Origin of the sequence: Achromobacter agilis (assembly GCF_900496965.1) — a bacterium.
GTDB lineage: Bacteria > Pseudomonadota > Gammaproteobacteria > Burkholderiales > Burkholderiaceae_B > Achromobacter > Achromobacter agilis.
Genome location: NZ_UFQB01000013.1, coordinates 23604 through 41158 on the forward strand (window position 1 = coordinate 23604; position 17555 = coordinate 41158).

Consider the following 17555-nt stretch of genomic DNA (forward strand, 5'->3'; position numbering starts at 1 on the left):
CAGGAGGCTGTATGCGTCGCGAATCCGCTTTGCCATGCAAGATTCACGGTTGGCTGTGGGCCAGCCTTTTTTTATGGGCGGCGTGCTTCTGTCTGGCGGCGCAGGCTCGCGCGGACACGGCCGCCGAGATCGGCCGCGACGCCCGCGCCGCGCTCGAACGGTTGTACCACCAGGAACCCAAGACGCGGACGCTGGGAGAAAAGGCGGTTGCGGTGCTGGTATTTCCCAGCATCCTGAAAGGCGGGCTGCTGGTCGGCGCGGAACATGGCGACGGCGCGCTGTTGCGGCGCGGCAAGGTCAGCGCCTATTACACGATATCTGCGGTGTCGTTCGGCTTGCAGGCGGGCGCTCAGAAGTTCGGCTATGCGCTCTTCTTCATGAACGAGGCGGCCCTGACCTTCCTGGACCAGAGCGACGGCTGGTCGTTGGGATCGGGCCCGACCCTGGTCATGGTGGACGAGGGCTATGCGGCCAGCATCACCACCACGACCTTGACCCAGGACGTCTACGCCGTGCCTTTCGGCGAGCAAGGGCTGATGGCGGGCGTGGGCCTGGAAGGGTCCAAGATCAGCCGGGCCAATCCCGACTGATTCCGGCGGCGCCCGGCCCGCGGGGTCTGTGCGCCGGCCTCAGTCGAGCGTGATCCCGGCGCGCGCGGCCACGTCGGTGAACGTGCGCAGCTCCTTCGCGATCTGGGCCTGGAAAGCCTGCCCGGGCAGGTACACGGGATCCAGCGCCAGGTCCGCGACCGACTTGCGCACCTGCGGATCTTCCATGATCTCGGCCACCGCGCGGCTCAGCGTCTGCACGACCGGGGCGGGCGTGCGGGCCGGCGCGACCAGCCCATACCAGCCGACGAAGGACACGCCGGGCATGCCGGCTTCGGCGAAGGTGGGAACATCCGGCAGCTGCGGCATGCGGCGCTCGCCGGTGACCGCCAGCGCGCGCACCTTGCCGGCGCGGGCTTGCGGCGCGGCGGACGATACCGTGTCCACGCCAAGGTCGACCTCGCCGCCGATCATTGCCGTGACCAGCTGCGCGCTGCCCTTGTAGGGCACCGGCATCATCTTGGCGCCCGCGGCTTCGGCGAACATCTCGCCGGCCAAGTGGGGCGCGGAGCCGGCGCCGAAGGTGCCGTACATCAGTTCGCCCTGGGCGCCGCGCTGGCGCGCCAGCGCGGCGGCTTCCTGCACCGTGCCGGCCGGCAGCCCGTTCTTCGCCAGCAGCACCACGGGCGCCATCGCGACGATGGCAATGTGTTCGTAGCTGCGCAGGGGGTCGTAAGGCAGGCCGGCCTTGAGCGCCGGCAGCACGGTGTAGGTCGTGCTGCCCGACAGCATCAGGGTGTAGCCGTCCGGTTGCGCGCGCGCCGCGGCTTCGGCGCCGATCACGGTGGAGGCGCCGGGCCGGTTCTCCACAATGACCGCCTGGCCCAGCTTGCCCGACAGCCGGTTGGCCAGCAGGCGCGCCACGGCGTCGGTCGCGCCGCCCGGCGTAAAGGGCACGACGATCTTGATCGCCTGTTCGGGATAGGCGGCCTGCGCGGCGCCCGCGAGCGCGGCAAACACGAGGGTAAGCGCCGCCGCGGCGGCACGGGATTTGACGGTCATGGCGGAAGTCCGGTCAGGTGGGGATGGAGGCGGGGGCGGCGGCCGCCCGGTTCAAGGCGGGGCCCTGGTCGCCCAGGTCCCAGTACAGGCCGGCCATAATCGCCAGCCCTTCGCGCGCGACGCTGCCCAGCAGGTGCTCGTTGGGGGCGTGTTGCGCGCAGGCGGGGTAGGAATGCGGCACCCATAGGGTCGGCAGGCCAAGCAGGTCCGCGAAAATGTCGTTGGGCAGGGAGCCGCCCAGGTTGGGCAATAGCGCGGGCCGCTTGCCGGTCGTGCGCTCCAGCGAGGCGGCGGCCCAGCGCACCCAGGGATTGTCGGGCGACAGCCGGGTGGCGCCCGCCTGCATTCCCACGCGAACCTCGATGTCGTCGAAACCACCGGCCCGCAGGTGTTCCCTCACATACGTTTCCAGCGCCCGCCAGTCCGTGCCGACCACGAAGCGCAACTGGCACCAGGCCGAGGCTTCGGGCGGGATGGCATTGACGGGCTTGGCCGGATCGCCGGCGCCGAAGGTCAGCACGTCCAGGCTGTTCCAGCCGAACACCTTTTCGGGGGCGGTCAGGCCGGGCTCGCCCCAGTGCGCGTCGATCCGGGGATCGTCCTCGCCGCCGCCGACCTCCAGGTCGGCCAGCGCGGCGGCCACGGCCTCGGGAATGGGAGGCGGGCGCAGGCCGGGCACCGCGATGCGGCCGCGCGCGTCGACCAGCGTGGCGATCGCGTGCGCCAGCACGATGGCCGGATTGGCCAGCAGGCCGCCCCAGTTGCCGGAGTGATAGCCGCGTTCGCGGGCGCGCAGCTTGAGTTCGAAGTTCACCGCGCCGCGCGAGCCCATGAAAAGCGTGGGACGCTGCGCGCTCAAGCGCGGCCCGTCGCTGGCGATGAACACATCGGCCGACAGGGCCTCGCGCTGGGCTTCGCAGAAAGCCGCCAGCCCGGGCGAGCCGGCTTCTTCGCCGGTCTCGATGAGCCAGATCGCGTTGAAACCCAGCTTGCCGCCGCGCGCGGCGATCACCTGCCGCATGGCCTCCAGGTTGATGCTGTGCTGCCCTTTGTTGTCGGCGGTGCCGCGTCCGTACCAGTGGTCTCCTTCGACGTGCAGGCGCCAGGGATCGCGGCCCGCGTCCCATTTGGCGGCGTTGCCGCGCACCACGTCGCCGTGCCCGTACATCAGCACGGTGGGCAGCCCTGGGGCTTCTTCTCGGCGCGCCAGCAGAATGGGCAGGTCCACGCCGGCCGGATTGGCATGGACCTGGCAGGAGAAGCCCAGGTCCCGCAAGTGGGGAACCAGGTCTTCGTTGAGGTAGGCATGCTGCGCGGGCGCCTGTTCGGGCACCTCGCTTTCGGTCGCGTAGGCGACGCGCCGGGCCAGGGTGGCCTGTAGCGCGCCGCTATCGTAGGAATCCAGGGCGAGGAGGAGGGCTTGTTCGCGGGTCACGTCATGGCTGCATGGATGTGGGGAGGCACAAAGTTATTACGCTTCATCGCGTGCCACAATTAGATAATTGGCATTCATTCATTGCCGTAAAGGCATGGCTAAAGGGGCTGGCATGATTTCGTTGGGCTTGAGGTATTTCCTGGAGGTGGCGCGCTGCGGCTCCATCGCCGGCGCGGCCGCCTCGCAGCACGTGGCGGCCTCTGCCGTCAGCCGCCAGATCTCCAAGCTGGAGGACGGGCTGGGCGTCGCGTTGTTCGAAAGGCAGGCGCGCGGCATGGAGCTCAGCCAAGCCGGGCTCCAGCTGGCCGCCTATGCCAACGCCGCCGCGCTGGAGGCCGAGCGCGTCACCACCGAGATCCGCCAGCGCGGCCAGCTGGGCGACGTAACGATAAGGCTGGCCTGCACCGAAGGCTTCGCCCACCGTTTCCTGCCCATGAGCATGGCCGAGTTCAAGCGGATCCGGCCGGAGGCGCGCTTCCACCTGCGCGTGGAGCGGCCCGAAGAGGTCAGCCGCCAGGTGCTGGAAGGGCTGTCGCAGATAGCGCTGCGCTACACCACGGCCCAGGACGACCGGCTGAAAACCGAGCTGCTGGTCCGCGCGCCGGTCTACGCCGTCATGTGCCGCGAGCATCCGCTGGCCGGCCGCCGCAGCGTCGGCATGCGCGACCTGGCCAAGGTGCCGCTGTCGGTGGGCGATCATGGCACGACGGTCAGGCAGCTGTTCGACGCGGCCTGCGCCAATGCGGGCCTGCACATCGAGCCCGCGTACGTATCGAACCATTCCGCCGCCTTTCTGCCCATGCTGCCGGGAAGCTCCATCGTGGCCCTGTCGGGATACCTGACCGTCATGGGGCAGGAAGAGGCCAGGCTGGTCGCCGTGCCGTTCAGCAACCCCGAGATGCGGCAGCGGAGCATCCAGGTGCTGACGCTGCAAGGCCGCACCCTGCCGCCGCTGGCCCGGGAGTTCCTGGAGTTCATGGCGGCGAGGCTGACCATGGCGCCGAAGGCGCCGGAGGCCGGGGACTAGGGGGGGCAGGCCCAGGGAGGGGGGCTACCTCGCTGCGGCGGCCCGCCAGCGCAGGCGCAGCCGTTCCAGCGCCAGATACACGATAGGCGTGGTGTAAAGCGTCAGGAACTGGCTGATCATCAGCCCGCCGACGATGGCGATGCCCAGCGGACGCCGCAATTCCGAGCCTTCGCCCATGCCGAGCACCAGGGGCAGCGCGCCCAGCAGGCCGGCCAGGTTGGTCATCATGATGGGCCGCAGGCGCAGCAGGGCGGCGCGGTGGATGGCTTGCTCGGGCGTGAGCCCTTCGCGCCGCTCGAGGCCGAGCGCGAAGTCGATCATGAGGATGGCGTTCTTCATGACGATGCCCACGAGCAGGAATAGCCCGAGCAGCGCGATCAACGTGAACTCCATGCCGGCCAGCCGCAGCGCCAGCAGCGCGCCCACGCCGGCAGAGGGCAGGGTGGACAGGATGGTGAGAGGATGCAGCGGGCTTTCGTACAGCACGCCCAGCACCAGATAGATGGCGGCCAGCACGGCCAGGATCAGCCAGGGCTGGTCCTGCAGGCTCTGCTGGAAGTTGCGGGCGTCGCCGCCCAGGCGGGTCTGGATATGGGAGGGCACCATCAGCCTGGCCATGGCGGCGTCGATGGCGGCCAGGCCCTGCTCTAGCGACACTCCTTCCGCCAGCGAGAATCCGACCCATACGGCCGCGAACAGGCCGTCGTGGTAGACGCGATCGTTGACCAGGCCATATTTGTAGGTGGCGAACGCCGTCAGCGGCACGCGCTCGCCGTTCGCGGCCACGACCTGCACCCGTTCCAGCACGTCCGGATCCTCCGTGTAGCGGGGATCGAGCTCCAGCACCACGCGGTACTGATTCATGGCGTCGTACAGCGTGGCGACCTGCCGCTGGCTAAAGGAGTTGCTGAGCACGCTGCCGATGGTGTCCATGTCCACGCCCAGGCGCTGCGCTGCGCTGCGGTCGATGTCGATCATCACCTGTTGCGTGGCGCCGTCGCCCTCGGCGTCCACGTCGCGCAGCTCGGGGATCTCCTGCATGGCTTTTGAAATCTTCCGCGACCAGTCGCGCAGCGCCGGAACGTCGCTGGCCATGATGGCGAGCTCGTGGTCGCCCGAGTTGCCGAAACCGCCGGGCATGCGCAGGTCCTGGTCCACGTTCAGGAAGAACATGCCGCCCGGCACCGGCGGGGCGTTCGCGCGCAGCCAGTTGATGACCTCGGTAGACGATTCCCTGCGTTCGGACACGGGCTTCAGGCGGATCAGGAAGAGCGAATTGCTGATGCCCAGATTGCCGCCGTTGTAGCCGATCACGTCCTGCACGGCGGGGTGTTTAAGCACCAGTTGGCGGTACACGTCGATTTTGGGCTGCATGACCTGGAACGAGAAGCCGTCGTCGCCGCGCACGAAGCCCACGAGCTGCCCGGTGTCCTGCACGGGCAGGAAGCCCTTGGGCGCCTGCACATAGAGATAGACGTTCAGGCCGATCACGCCGGCCAGCAGCAATAGCGTCAGCCGGGCATGGCCCAGCACGCGCGCCAGGCTGCTGCCGTACCACGCGTGGATGCGCGCATGGAACGCCTGCATCCGCGACTTGCGGCCGCCCGCGCCTGGCGGCGGGGCCGGCTTGAGCCAGCGCGCGCAAAGGCTGGGGATGATGGCCACCGACACGGCCAGCGAAATGACGGTCGCCGCAACCAGGGTGATGGAGAACTCGCGGAATAGCCGCTCCACCAGCCCGCCCATGAACAGGATGGACACGAACACCACGCTAAGCGCCACGGTCATGGCGACCAGGGTGAAGCCGACCTCGCGCACGCCGCGCAGCGCCGCCGCGCGCGGCGACAGCCCACGTTCGAGATGGCGCGAGATGTTCTCCAGGACGACGATGGCATCGTCGACGACCAATCCCGCCGCGACGATCAGCGCCATGAGCGACAGGTTGTTCAGGGAAAAGCCCCACAGGTACATGACCGCGAAGGTGGCGATCAGGCAGACCGGGATCGCCACGCTGGGTATGGCCGCCGCGCGGGCATTGCCCAGGAAGGCCCATACCACCAGGATCACCAGCGCGGTGGCCAGCCCCAGCGTGACGTGGGCTTCGCGCAGGGTTGCGTCGATGCCGGGCGAACGGTCCAGCGCGACGGTCAGGTCCACGTCGGCGGGCATGAGCAGGCGCAGGCCGGGCAGCGCCTGGTTGATGGCCTGGATGGTCTCGATGATGTTCGAGCCCGGCTGGCGGCTGATGGTCAGGACGACGGCCGGATTGCGATTGTGGAACCCGCTGCTGTAGCGGTTTTCGACGGAATCGCTCGCGCGCGCCACCTGCGATAGCCGGATGACGGCGCCGTCCTGGTGGCGCACGATGAGGCTGTCGTACTCGCGCGCGCTGCGCGGCTGCCCCGGCGTGCCGACCTCCCAGCGCCGCGTGGCGGAATCCAGCTGCCCCTGCGGCCCCATGGGCGCGGCGTCGGCGATCGCCCGGCGCACGTCGTCCAGCGCCACGCCGTAGTGGGCCAGCGCGTTGGGATTGACCTGCACCCGCACGGCGGGCAGCGAGCTGCCGCCCATCGTCACCTCGCCCACGCCGTTGATCTGCGAAATCTTCTGCGCCAATACGGTGGCGCCCAGGTCGTAGAGCTGGCCCGCGGGACGGGTCGGGGAACTGAGCGCCAGGGCCATGATGGGCGCCTGCGACGGATTGACCTTGCGGTAGCTGGGGTTGCCGGGCATGCCGGCGGGCAGTTCCGCCCGGGCGGCGTTGAGGGCGGCCTGCACGTCGCGCGCCGCTTCATTGATGTCCCGGTCCAACTCGAACTGCAACTGCACCCGGGTGGCGCCCTGGTTGCTGGAGGACGACATCGCGCTGACGCCCGCGATGCTGCCCAGCGCGCGCTCCAGCGGCGCGGCCACCGTGCTGGCCATGCTCTCGGGGCTGGCGCCCGGCAGTTCAGCGCGCACTTCGATGGTGGGGAAATCCACCTGCGGCAGCGGCGCCACGGGCAGCAGCCGCCAGGCCACGGCGCCCAGCAGCGTAAGCGCCAGCGCCAGGAAGAGGCAGGCGACGGGGCGGTGCGCCAGGGCCCGGATCATGGCGCGGGGCCTTCAGCTCCAGGCCTGGCCGCGGAGGCGCCGCGGCGTGCGCCCAGGCGGTGGAAGAACAGATAGACCGCCGGCGTGGTGAACAGCGTCAGCACCTGGCTGACCAGCAACCCGCCCACCATGACCCAGCCCAGCGGCTGGCGCAGTTCCGCGCCCGAACCGGTGGCCAGCATCAGCGGCAGCGCGCCGAACAGCGCCGCCAGCGTGGTCATCAGGATGGGGCGCAGGCGCAGCAGGGCCGCTTCGCGGATGGCGGCCTGCGGCGCCAGCCCGCGCGTGCGCTCGGCTTCCAGCGCGAAGTCCACCATCATGATGCCGTTTTTCTTCACCAGCCCGATCAGCAGGATGATGCCGATGACCGCGATCAGGTCCAGCGGGCGCCCGGTAAGCAGCAGCGCGAGCAAGGCCCCCACGGCGGCCGACGGCAGGGTGGACAGGATGGTGACGGGATGGATGGCGCTTTCGTACAGCATGCCCAGCACCAGGTACATGGTGACGATCGCCGCCAGCATCAGCCAGAGCGTGTTCGACAGGGAGGCCTGGAAGGCCGACGCCGCGCCTTGCAGCCGCAGCTCCACGCTTGCAGGCATGCCGATTTCCTGCCGGGCCGATTCGATGGCGGCGATGGCCGCGCCCAGCGAGCCGCCGCGCGGCAGGTTGAACGACAGGTTCACCGCCGGAAACTGCGACAGGTGGTTGACGGCGAGGGGCACGGCGCGTTCGCTGACGGTCGCCAGCGCCGACAGCGGGATGGCCTGCCCGCCTTCGGTCTGCAGGTGGATGCGCTCGAGCGCATCCGGGCTCAGCGCCAGTTTGCGGTCCACCTCCAGCACGACGCGGTACTGGTTGGATTGCGTGAACAGCGTGGCGACCTGGCGCTGGCCGAAGGCGTTGTAGAGCGTCTGCGCCACATCGTCCATGGTCACGCCCAGGCGGGCGGCGGTGTCGCGCGAGACCTGCAGGTAGGCCTGGCGGCCGTCGCCCTGCTGGTCGGACGAGATGTCCGCCAATTCGGGGGCCTGCGCCAGCCGCTGAGTCAACGTGCTGCTCCAGCGGGAAAGCAGGGCGGCGTCCGGCGAGGTCAGGGTGAACTGATATTGGCCCCGGCTGACGCGGTCCTCGATATTGAGTTCCTGGACGGGCTGCAGGAACAGCGAGATGCCCTGGATTTCCCGGGCGCGGGCGTCCAGCCGGGCCATGATGTCCGCCAGCGGCGCGCTACGCTCGGCCCAGGGCTTCAGATTGACGAGCAGCCTGCCGGTATTCAGCGTGGCGTTCATGGCGTCGATGCCGATGAAGGACGACAGGCTGGCGACGTCCGGATCGGCCAGCAGGCTTTGGGCCACGGCTTGCTGGCGGCGCGCCATCGCGTCGAACGAGGTGCTCTGCGACGATTGCGTCACGCCCTGCAGCGTGCCGCCGTCCTGCACCGGGAAGAAGCCCTTGGGCACGGCGAGGTACAGCAGCCCGGTGAGCGCCACGGTGGCCAGCATGGCGGCCAGCGTCAGGCGCTGGTGCCGCAAGGTGGCGTCCAGCCAGCCGGCGTAGCGGGCCTGGATCCGGTCCAGCAGGCCCGGGCGGGTGTCCGCATGGGCGGGCAGCAGCCGCGCGCACATCATGGGGGTAAGGGTGAGCGAGACCGCCAGCGAGATGAGAATGGCGACCGCGAGCGTGACGGCGAATTCGCGGAACAGCCGGCCCACCACGTCTTCCATGAAGAGCAGGGGGATCAGCACGGCGATCAGCGACAGGGTCAGGGAAACCAGCGTGAAACCGATCTGGCCGGCGCCCTTGAGCGCGGCGGACAGGGGGCTGTGGCCCTGTTCGCGATAGCGCGCGATGTTTTCCAGCATGACGATGGCGTCGTCCACGACGAAGCCCGCGCCGATGGTCAGCGCCATCAGGGTGAGATTATTGGTGGAGAAGCCCGCCAGGTGCATGACGCCGAACGTGCCGATCAGGGATAGCGGCACGGCCAGGCTGGGAATCAGCGTGGCGGGCAGGTTGCGCAGGAACAGGAAGGTGACCAGCACGACCAGCCCCACGGCGAACGCCAGTTCCCACTGCACGCCTCGCACGGACGCGCGGATGCTTTCCGTGCGGTCGGTCAGGACGCGTACCTGTACGGCGGCAGGAAGGCTGGACGTCAGTTGGGGCAGCAGCGCCTTGACCTGGTCGGCCACGGCGATCACGTTGGCGCCCGGCTGGCGCTGGATGTTCACGAGCACGGCGGGCTGTTCGTCGACCCAGGCCGCCAGATAGCGGTCCTCGGCGCCGTCCTCCACGCTGGCGACCTGTCCCAGCCGCACGGGCGCGCCATTGCGCCAGGCCACGATCAGCTCGCGGTACTCTTCGGCGCTCTGGAGCTGATCGTTGGCGTCCATGATGACCGAGCGCACCGGCCCGTCGAAGCTGCCCTTGGGCTGGTTCGAGTTGGCCTTGCCGATGGCCTCCTGCACATCGGCCAGCTGCAGGCCGCGCGCGGCCAGCGCCATCGGATTGACCTGCACGCGCACGGCCGGCCGCTGGCCGCCCGCCAGGCTCACCATGCCCACGCCGGACAGCTGCGACAGGCGCTGCGTCATGCGCGTGTCGACCAGGTCGTAGACCTTGGGCAGGGGCAGGGACGCCGAGGTAACCGCCAGCGTCAGGATGGGCATGTCCGCGGGGTTGACCTTGCGGTACACGGGCGGGGTGGGCAGATCCCCGGGCAGCAGCGAGCCGCTGGCGCTGATGGCGGCCTGGACTTCCTGTTCGGCCACGCCCAGCGGCACGTCCAGGGAAAACTGCAGCGTTACCACGGAAACCCCGCTGCCGCTGGTGGAAGACATCTGCTTCAGGCCGGGGATCTGCCCGAAGCGCCGCTCCAGCGGGGCCGTGACGGCGCGGGCCGTGACGCTGGGGCTGGCCCCCGGGTACTGGGTGATCACCTGGATGATGGGGTAGTCCACCTGCGGCAGCGCCGCCACCGGCAGCATGCGCCAGGCCAGGATGCCCGACAGCAGCAGGGCGATCATCAAGAAGGACGTGGCGACCGGGCGCAGGATGAAGGGGCGTGACAGGCTCATGAGTCCTGCCCGACGATGAGCACGTCCCGGCCGTCGTGCAGACGGTCCACGCCTTCCACCACGACGAGTTCGGCGGGCGCCAGCCCCGCTTCCACCGCGATGCGGCCGGCGTTGGAAGGCCCCAGCCGCAGCACGCGGCGGCTGGCGCGGCGGTCCTCCCCGATCACGAAGACGAAAGCGCCTTCGGATCCGTACTGCACCGCGGCCGTCGGAATGGTGACGACGTTATCCTGCTGCACCACCGCGAGCCGGATATTGACGAACTGGTTCGGAAACAGCGCTTCGTCGGCGTTGTCGAACCGGGCCCGCAGCCGCACCGTGCCGCTCGCGGCCTGGATGCGGTTGTCCAGCGCTTCCAGCGTCCCTTCGTCGAGGATGCGGCGGTCATCGGCATCCCAGGCCTGCACGCGCAGGGCGGCGGCGCGCGCCTGCGCCTGGCGCAGGATGTCCAGCTGCGTTTCCGGGATGCTGAACAGCACCGAGATCGGACGGATCTGCACCAGCGTGGCCAGGCCCTCGGTGTCGTCGGCCCGGACGTGGTTTCCGGCGTCGATGCGCCGCAGCCCGATGCGTCCGTCCTGGGGCGCGACGATGCGGGTATGGCCGAGCAGCCGCTGCGCGTCGGCGACCTGCGCCTCATTCTTCATGCGCTGCGCGGAATAGGCCCGCGCCTGCGCCTCGGCGGTGTCCAACTGTTGTCCGGCGACGGCGTCCTGGCGGGCCAGCCGGCGGTAGCGCTGCAGGTCAGCCGTGGCATTGTCCAGCAGCGCTTGGGTGCGGGCCAGTTCGCCTTCCGCGGAGGCCAGCGCCGCAAGATAGGGCCGCGCGTCGATCTCGGCCAGCAGCTGGCCCTGCGCAACGGCCTGGCCTTCGGTGAAATGCAGCTTCAGTAGTTCGCCGTCGACCTGCGGGCGCAGCACGGCCCGCGCCAGCGGGGTCACGGTGCCGAGCGCGTGCAGGTCGCGCCGCAGCGGACCGACGCTGGCGGCCGCCACGCTGACGGCGACGGGAATCTGCCTGTACTCGGGCGGGCGGACACCGGCGGGGCTCTTGGGCCCGGTCAGCCAGAACGCCAAGGCGGCGAGGGCGGCCAGCGCCAATACGGCCGCCAGCAGCATCAGGCGTTTGGAATGGGAACCAGGGCCCGCGGAAAGGGGCAGGGACATCGGGACTGCCAAGCTTGGGGATTGGGGACAGCTCGGATTCTATATGAATAATAATGATTACCGTTTCTTTGTCAGTAAATTGTCAGGTCATTTCTCGCGCCCATTCCGGAATGCCGCAACGTTCGCCGATACGCGCGCTGCCGCTGCCCCAGCAGCACCCGCCGCAGCACGGTCAGGTGGGGAAATTCCACCAGCATGCCGATGACCAGGGCTGCGTGGATCAGCGGCTCGTCCGGCATCGCCGCCATGGTCAGCGCCAGCATCAAGGGCGCGTTGCGGGCGGCGATGCTCATCGTGAGCAGGGCATGTTCCGGATAGGCGAACCGGCCCAACCGGCTGATGGCTTCGCCCAGCAGGTAGGTGCAGGCGAAGAAGACGAATACCGCCAGCAGGACCCAGGCGAAGGCGTTGCGGTGTGCGAGGATGACCGTGACGTTCGCGGCGAAAATCTCCATCGCCAGCAGCGCGATCACCCAGGGGACGGCGCGGTCCATGCGCTGCAGCAAACGGCCGAACCGTTTGCCGCCCAGCAACCGGCGCAGGCCGTAATGCGCCGGCACGGCCACGGCAAGGGGGACCAGGAACCAGTGCAGCAGCGTATCGCCGATGACCCCGGCCTCGATCTGGACGGATCCCTGCGCGAAAAGGCGCAGATAGGCCGGGTACAGCAGGAGCTGTCCAATCATGTTGATCGGGATGAGGGCCGTGCCCAGGGCGACATTGCCGCGCGCCAGGCGGGTGAAGCCAAGGAACCAGTCCGTGCAGGGCGCCATGAAATAGATCGACAACCCGACCAGCAGCATGGGATGGGCGGCCAGCACGGCGCTGGCGATGGCGTAGCCGATGGCTGGAACGAATACGTAGGTCGCCAGCGCCGCCAGCGCCAGGAAGCGCAGATTGCCCCAGGCTCGCACCACGGCTTCGAAGCGCACGCCGAAGAAAAGCAGCGCGACCAGGATCAGCAGGGTGGCGTTGACGTGGCTGCCCAGCAGTTCGCCGGTCGCGGGCCACAGGTGGCCGATGGCCGCGCCCGCAACGATGCTGGCGGTCAGCAGCAAGGAAATTCCGGCCTTGCGGACGGCATTTCCCAGGACGTTCAGCACTCGCAGCCCTCGCAGCAATCGCTGTTGCCGAATGGTCCCCAGGCGCCCGGGCCTGTTCCCAGGGCGCTGGTGTCGCGGTCCAGGCGCAGCCCGATGCTGCGGGCGATGAGGGCGTAGCGCTGGCGGAACTTGTAAATGAAGCAGTAGATGCGCTTGTCCTGGCGCACTTGCGGGCCAGCCATGAACAGCCCCGGCGCGGCCGTGGATTCATCGGACTCGGTCAGCAGGACCCGGCCATCGTCGTCCCAGTTCCAGAGTTCGGCGATCTGCCGCGCGCCGCCGTCCTTGAGGAATCCGGTTCCGAGTATCGGGGCCTGCTTTTCGTCCCAGTACCGGCCGTCGCCCGCGTGGATGCGGAATCCGCCTCCCTCGTGCAGCGTCAGGCCGACGACGTCCACGCCGAACGCGATCTCCAGCCGGCCGGTGTCGACGGCTTCGTACAGCCGCTGGCGGGTGTAGGGCGAGAGCGACAGGCTGGGGTCGTGCGGAGCCTGGGGATCCCATGTCGACTTGCGGGCGAGCAGCCGCGTCGTGCGTCCGAGCCTGACCAGGTTGACGGCGGCGTCGACGCCGCTCTCGTAGCCGCCGATCACGGTGTAGCGGTCGGCCTGGAAGCGCGCCCAGTCGTCCACCTGGGCGTAGTGCGGGCACCATTGCGCGCCGGGAAAAGGCGCAAGGTCGGGGAACTGGAATTCGCCCGCGGCCCAGACCAGGAACCCGGCCTGCAACTTGCCCTTGGACGTATCGAGGATGAAGCCGCCTCCGGGCAACGCCCCGACCGCCAGGACCTTGCAGCCGATGGTGATGGGGAGTCCATGCCCCTGGGCGATGTAGCCCAGGTACTCGGCGTACTGCGGGCCGCTGGGGTGCTCGGCGCCGGTGTGGATGGCCGGCGAACTCAACTCGTTCACGGCGTTCAGGTCGGCCAGGCCGAAGGGATTGCTATGGAAGGACGGCGTGATGAAGCGCGCCTGCGCCGGCCAGCGCAGGAAAGATTCGCCCACGCGCCCGGCCTCGAGCACCCCGAACTTCAGCCCCGGCACCTTCTGCAGCGCCAGGGCCACGCCGATGCCGGCTGCTCCGGCGCCCACCACGGCGACATCCAGGCGATGCATTACGCATTCCTGTTCTTGGCGCCGCCCTGGCGGGCCTTGAAGCGCGGATTGGACTTGCAGATAACGTAGATGCGGCCGCGGCGGCGCACGACCTGGCAATCGCGGTGGCGGGTCTTGGCGTCTTTGAGCGAGGAGAGGACTTTCATGGGGCTCCTTTCGGGCTAAGGGGAGAATCGACAGGAGAGGTGCATGGCGTGCGGATCCTGGTTTGTAGGAATGAGATGTTATAACGTATCAAAAATGAACTCAAGCGCCTGCGGGAGCCGCGTAAAATGCGGCTTTCCTCATTCCTGGCGCGGGCTGGCCGCGCCCTTCACAAGGCATTCTCCATGCAAGAAAAAACGTCCGCCGCTACGTCGCCGGCGTCCGGCGCCACGGCGCAACGCGGCAGGTTCGAAACGCTGGCGCGGACGCTGGAAAAGGAGCTCGCCAGGCTGGCGCTCTGGGAAAAGGCCGCGCATGATTACCAGGAACGGTATGCGGACGAGCTGGCCCCCTTGGAGACCGTGGCGATCGAGCTCAAGGCCAAGCTGGTCTTCTGCTTCGACCATGCCTGCAAGCAAAAGGAATTGACCAAGAAGGAACGGGAGCTCGCTTCCGAGATCGCGGCGCAGTTGGTGGAAGAGACCCTGTGCGGCCTGGAGCTGGACGGCACGCCGGGAGAATGCGATATCGATCGCCTCAAGGCCCTATACCGCAAGCATGCCGGCAGCGATTTCGACGCGGACTTTGCCGAAGAGCGCGAGGCGCCGGCGCAAGCGCTTCCGGCCCCGCAAGGGAATGCGGACGGCGCCGCGCAGGCTTTGCTGGCCGAAGCCCGCGCGCTGGCGGGCGCGGAGCCGGAGCGCCGGGACGCGCTGGGCGAAGACCGCTATGCGGAATACAACCGGGTGCTGGAGGCGCGGTTGGCAGGCGTGGCTGGGGAAGTCGCGGCCGCCGAACGCGGCTTCAAGTCGCGCTACCAGTTCGACCCGGAGCAATCCATCGATCCTTCCGACTTGATGGAGGATCTGGAAGGCGAAATCGCCGACGTGCGCGACTACATCGGCGAACTGGAATTCGAACTGTCGCAGTTCGTGGACATGCAGCAGGTCAAGGCCTGGCTCCAGGCCATGAAACAGCAGCTGGCCGCGACCCGCCGGCGCGAAGCGCGCGGCTGAGCGCGGCGGGGGCCAGGGCTCAGGCGGCGGGACGCCGGACCGCCGGCACCACGCGCATCGCGGGCGCCGCCGTCTTGCCCGCGTCCGCCCGCGGACGGATCATCAAGGGGAAAAAGCGCCACAGGTACAAGGCGAACGCCAGGGCCCAGGCGGTGGCCGACGCATGCAGCAATCCAAGCATGGCCGTGGTGGGCAGCAGGGCGGCCAGGCGCAGCAGCGCCGCCAGGATCACCAGCACGTAGCTGGCGACCATGCTGCGGTCGGTCTGCAGCGGCCGCCCCAGGTGGCCCAGCGCCGTGCGCGTCACCATGCCGATGATGAGCACCGAAAAACCGGCTACGCCGATCACGTGCGCGGGCCAGGCGGTCCGCAGCACGTAGCCGGCCAGTTGCGCCGCGCCCACCAGCAGGCCGATGCCCAGGCCGCCGTAACCCGCGTACAGGATCCACAGCAGCGGCACGCGGCGCACGGCCCAGGGCTTCCACGAAACCCATTGCGCCAGCGCGATCAGGCCGGTCGCGGCCAGCGCCGCCGCCGCCACCTGCGGCCGGTCCGCCAGCAGGCAGGCGATGGCGACGACCCCCGTGCCCAATTGCCAGTGGCCGCTGCGCGTGTGCGGCGGGATGTCCAGGCCCGCCACGGCGCGCTTTGCGAAGAAGGGGATGATGCGGCGGGCGATCAGCAGCGTCAGTACGGCCATGCTCAGCAAGCCGGCATTGAAGTAGCGCATCAGCGCGAAATAGTCGCCCTGGACCGCCGCCCACAGATACAGTGCATTGGTGACGCCGAGCGCCAGCAACAGCAGGGGAACGCCATAGTTGCGCCGGTTGCGCGTGACGGCGACGGCGCGGCCCAGCGCGGCGGCGGCCCACAGGAAGAACAGCAGGTCCGCCGCGGCGGCGACCAGGAACGCGGGCCGTCCGGGGACGAGGTAGCCCGCGCGCGCCACGATCCACACCAGGCACAGGACGGCCAGGGCGTTGCCGCGCAAGGGATTCTTCCCGGTCCAGTTGGCGCCGGCGGTCAGCAGGAAGCCCACGGCGATCGTGGCGACGAAGCCCCATAGCATTTCGTGCGCGTGCCAGGGCATGCCGCCCAGCACGCCCGTCAGCAGGGACGGCGCATGCACCCACAGGAGCACGGACGCCAGCGCCCAGAAGCAGCCGGCCAGGTATAGCGGGCGGAAGCCCATTTCGGTGAAGGCGCGCCATTGCGGGCGGGCGCGGCGCAAGGCCTCGTCGGGTTCTTCGATGGTCAGCAGCGTGCTCATGGGGGCCTGCGGATTTAAAGGTGTATTTCAAATACATATTAATACGCCCAGCAGCTTGTCGCCAGCGGCGGACAGCGCCGGCGATTGATCCAGCGCAAGCCAGTCCCAAAGACCGGGGTGACTAGTCACATCGGCACGGGCGTTCTGGTCGGCCGGCGAATGGTCGCGCGGGCGTCCTGCCCCTAGGCTAACGACATGTAAGAAGTCTTTCGTCAGCAAAGCGAGAATAACCATGGCAGCAAGTCATTCCTCGGCCGGCGCGCCGATGCGGGTCCTGATATCCAGCACGTTCGCCTTCACCATCTGTTTCGCGGTGTGGATGATCTTCGCCGTGCTGGGCATACCCATCAAGACGCAGCTGGGCCTCTCCGAAACCCAATTCGGCCTGCTGGCCGCCATGCCGGTCCTGACCGGATCGCTGGTGCGGGTGCCGCTGGGCATCTGGACGGACCGCTACGGCGGCCGCCCGGTGTTCTTCATCCTGATGCTGCTGGCCGTCGTGCCGATCTGGCTGATGTCTTATGCGACGGAATATTGGCAGTTCCTGGTGCTGGCGCTGTTCGTGGGGCTGACCGGCGGCTCGTTCTCGGTGGGCACGCCCTATGTGGCGCGCTGGTTCCCGCGCAGCAAGCAGGGCCTGGCCATGGGCGTGTTCGGCGCGGGCAACTCCGGCTCCGCCATCACCAAGTTCGTCGCGCCGGCGCTGATCGCGGCCGCGGGCGGAGCCTGGGTCATCGTGCCGCAGGTCTACGCCGTGGCGTTGCTGGTCACGGCCATCCTGTTCTGGCTGTTCTCGTCTTCCGACCCCTCGCACCGCGTGACCAGCGGCGCCAGCCTGTCTGCGCAGCTGGCCATGCTCAAGGACCCGCGCGTCTGGCGCTATTGCCAATACTACTCAGTGGTGTTCGGCGGCTATGTGGCGCTGGCGCTGTGGATGACCAAGTACTACATCGGCGAATACGGTTTCGACATGAAGCTGGCCGCGCTGCTGGCGGCCTGCTTCTCGCTGCCCGGCGGCGTGCTGCGCGCCCTGGGCGGCTGGATCTCGGACCGCTACGGCGCCTACAAGACCACCTGGTGGGTGATGTGGGTGTGCTGGGTGGCGTTCTTCATTCTCAGCTATCCGCAGACGCATTTCACCGTGTTGACGGCCGGCGGTCCGCGCAGCTTCGACATTGCCCTGGGGCCGGTCAGCTTCACCGTGCTGCTGTTCATCGTGGGCATCGCGATGGCCATCGGCAAGGCGTCCGTCTTCAAGTTCATCTCCGATGAGTTCGGCGAGAACATCGGCGCCGTGTCCGGCATCGTCGGCCTGGCCGGCGGCCTGGGCGGGTTCGTGCTGCCGATCATGTTCGGCGTGCTGCTGGACATCACGGGCATCCGCTCCAGCGCCTTCATGCTGCTGTACGGCACCGTCTGCGTCTCCCTGATTTTCATGCACTTCAGTTTCCGGCCGGAAAGCGCGGCCATTGCCCGGCAGCAAGCCGCCTGATCTTCCC

14 protein-coding genes are annotated in these 17555 nt (G+C 68.7%); 4 read left to right on the forward strand and 10 right to left on the reverse strand.

Going from position 1 to position 17555, the window contains the following annotated elements:
• Positions 1–11: 11 nt before the first annotated feature.
• Positions 12–590, forward strand: a complete 579-nt coding sequence (locus AGI3411_RS16175; RefSeq protein WP_129528391.1) for a lipid-binding SYLF domain-containing protein — start codon at positions 12–14, stop codon at positions 588–590.
• A gap of 39 nt (positions 591–629) precedes the next feature.
• On the opposite strand, the gene AGI3411_RS16180 is transcribed toward AGI3411_RS16175, so the two are convergent.
• A complete protein-coding gene (locus tag AGI3411_RS16180; RefSeq protein WP_129528392.1) occupies positions 630–1610 on the reverse strand; it encodes a Bug family tripartite tricarboxylate transporter substrate binding protein in 981 nt (326 codons plus the stop codon).
• 13 nt (positions 1611–1623) lie between these two features.
• A complete protein-coding gene (locus tag AGI3411_RS16185) occupies positions 1624–3045 on the reverse strand; it encodes a M20 family metallopeptidase (RefSeq protein WP_129528393.1) in 1422 nt (473 codons plus the stop codon).
• Positions 3046–3157: 112 nt separating this feature from the next.
• Here AGI3411_RS16185 and AGI3411_RS16190 point away from each other — a divergent pair, with 112 nt between their 5' ends.
• On the forward strand, positions 3158–4072 hold the full coding sequence (locus AGI3411_RS16190) for a LysR family transcriptional regulator (protein ID WP_129528394.1): 915 nt from the start codon (positions 3158–3160) through the stop codon (positions 4070–4072).
• 24 nt (positions 4073–4096) lie between these two features.
• Here the strand turns inward: AGI3411_RS16190 and AGI3411_RS16195 are convergent, their stop codons facing one another.
• The 6 genes from AGI3411_RS16195 to ykgO form a co-directional block, all read right to left on the reverse strand.
• Positions 4097–7165 (reverse strand): efflux RND transporter permease subunit, encoded by a 3069-nt coding sequence (locus tag AGI3411_RS16195; protein WP_129528395.1) that lies wholly within the window; start codon positions 7163–7165, stop codon positions 4097–4099.
• On the reverse strand, positions 7162–10242 hold the full coding sequence (locus AGI3411_RS16200; RefSeq protein WP_129528396.1) for a multidrug efflux RND transporter permease subunit: 3081 nt from the start codon (positions 10240–10242) through the stop codon (positions 7162–7164). The genes AGI3411_RS16195 and AGI3411_RS16200 overlap by 4 nt, the downstream gene beginning before the upstream one ends.
• A complete protein-coding gene (locus AGI3411_RS16205; RefSeq protein ID WP_129528397.1) occupies positions 10239–11408 on the reverse strand; it encodes an efflux RND transporter periplasmic adaptor subunit in 1170 nt (389 codons plus the stop codon). Before AGI3411_RS16205 ends, AGI3411_RS16200 begins: the two co-directional genes overlap by 4 nt.
• A gap of 71 nt (positions 11409–11479) precedes the next feature.
• A complete protein-coding gene (locus AGI3411_RS16210) occupies positions 11480–12511 on the reverse strand; it encodes an arsenic resistance protein (protein WP_244240370.1) in 1032 nt (343 codons plus the stop codon).
• Complete coding sequence (locus AGI3411_RS16215) at positions 12505–13626, reverse strand: NAD(P)/FAD-dependent oxidoreductase (RefSeq protein WP_129528398.1); 1122 nt, start codon at positions 13624–13626, stop codon at positions 12505–12507. The genes AGI3411_RS16210 and AGI3411_RS16215 overlap by 7 nt, the downstream gene beginning before the upstream one ends.
• Positions 13626–13772 carry a type B 50S ribosomal protein L36 gene (gene ykgO, locus AGI3411_RS16220; protein ID WP_043548342.1) on the reverse strand — a complete coding sequence of 49 codons (147 nt, stop codon included), beginning with the start codon at positions 13770–13772 and terminating at the stop codon, positions 13626–13628. Before ykgO ends, AGI3411_RS16215 begins: the two co-directional genes overlap by 1 nt.
• Before the next feature lie 183 nt (positions 13773–13955).
• Here ykgO and AGI3411_RS16225 point away from each other — a divergent pair, with 183 nt between their 5' ends.
• Entirely contained in the window at positions 13956–14786 is an 831-nt protein-coding gene (locus AGI3411_RS16225) for a hypothetical protein (protein WP_129528399.1), read from the forward strand.
• A gap of 19 nt (positions 14787–14805) precedes the next feature.
• Here the strand turns inward: AGI3411_RS16225 and AGI3411_RS16230 are convergent, their stop codons facing one another.
• Together AGI3411_RS16230 and AGI3411_RS16235 are read right to left on the reverse strand one after the other, a co-directional pair.
• Entirely contained in the window at positions 14806–16056 is a 1251-nt protein-coding gene (locus tag AGI3411_RS16230) for an NnrS family protein (protein WP_129528400.1), read from the reverse strand.
• A 27-nt stretch (positions 16057–16083) separates the two neighbouring features.
• Positions 16084–16290, reverse strand: a complete 207-nt coding sequence (locus AGI3411_RS16235; RefSeq protein WP_129528401.1) for a hypothetical protein — start codon at positions 16288–16290, stop codon at positions 16084–16086.
• On the opposite strand from AGI3411_RS16235, the gene AGI3411_RS16240 reads away from it, so the two are divergent.
• The gene (locus tag AGI3411_RS16240; RefSeq protein WP_244240371.1) at positions 16289–17548 is read left to right on the forward strand and encodes an MFS transporter; all 1260 of its coding nucleotides are present in this window, start codon (positions 16289–16291) and stop codon (positions 17546–17548) included. The genes AGI3411_RS16235 and AGI3411_RS16240 overlap by 2 nt on opposite strands.
• Positions 17549–17555: the final 7 nt, after the last annotated feature.

What these genes read in the sequence shown, in the direction of transcription:
- AGI3411_RS16175 (WP_129528391.1), top strand. Translation starts at nt 12, where the DNA reads ATGCGTCGCGAATCCGCTTTGCCATGCAAGATTCACGGTTGGCTGTGG.
- AGI3411_RS16180 (WP_129528392.1), bottom strand. Translation starts at nt 1,610, where the DNA reads ATGACCGTCAAATCCCGTGCCGCCGCGGCGGCGCTTACCCTCGTGTTT.
- AGI3411_RS16190 (WP_129528394.1), top strand. Translation starts at nt 3,158, where the DNA reads ATGATTTCGTTGGGCTTGAGGTATTTCCTGGAGGTGGCGCGCTGCGGC.
- AGI3411_RS16195 (WP_129528395.1), bottom strand. Translation starts at nt 7,165, where the DNA reads ATGATCCGGGCCCTGGCGCACCGCCCCGTCGCCTGCCTCTTCCTGGCG.
- AGI3411_RS16200 (WP_129528396.1), bottom strand. Translation starts at nt 10,242, where the DNA reads ATGAGCCTGTCACGCCCCTTCATCCTGCGCCCGGTCGCCACGTCCTTC.
- AGI3411_RS16205 (WP_129528397.1), bottom strand. Translation starts at nt 11,408, where the DNA reads ATGTCCCTGCCCCTTTCCGCGGGCCCTGGTTCCCATTCCAAACGCCTG.
- AGI3411_RS16215 (WP_129528398.1), bottom strand. Translation starts at nt 13,626, where the DNA reads ATGCATCGCCTGGATGTCGCCGTGGTGGGCGCCGGAGCAGCCGGCATC.
- ykgO (WP_043548342.1), bottom strand. Translation starts at nt 13,772, where the DNA reads ATGAAAGTCCTCTCCTCGCTCAAAGACGCCAAGACCCGCCACCGCGAT.
- AGI3411_RS16225 (WP_129528399.1), top strand. Translation starts at nt 13,956, where the DNA reads ATGCAAGAAAAAACGTCCGCCGCTACGTCGCCGGCGTCCGGCGCCACG.
- AGI3411_RS16230 (WP_129528400.1), bottom strand. Translation starts at nt 16,056, where the DNA reads ATGAGCACGCTGCTGACCATCGAAGAACCCGACGAGGCCTTGCGCCGC.
- AGI3411_RS16240 (WP_244240371.1), top strand. Translation starts at nt 16,289, where the DNA reads ATGGCAGCAAGTCATTCCTCGGCCGGCGCGCCGATGCGGGTCCTGATA.
- AGI3411_RS16235 (WP_129528401.1), bottom strand. Translation starts at nt 16,290, where the DNA reads ATGGTTATTCTCGCTTTGCTGACGAAAGACTTCTTACATGTCGTTAGC.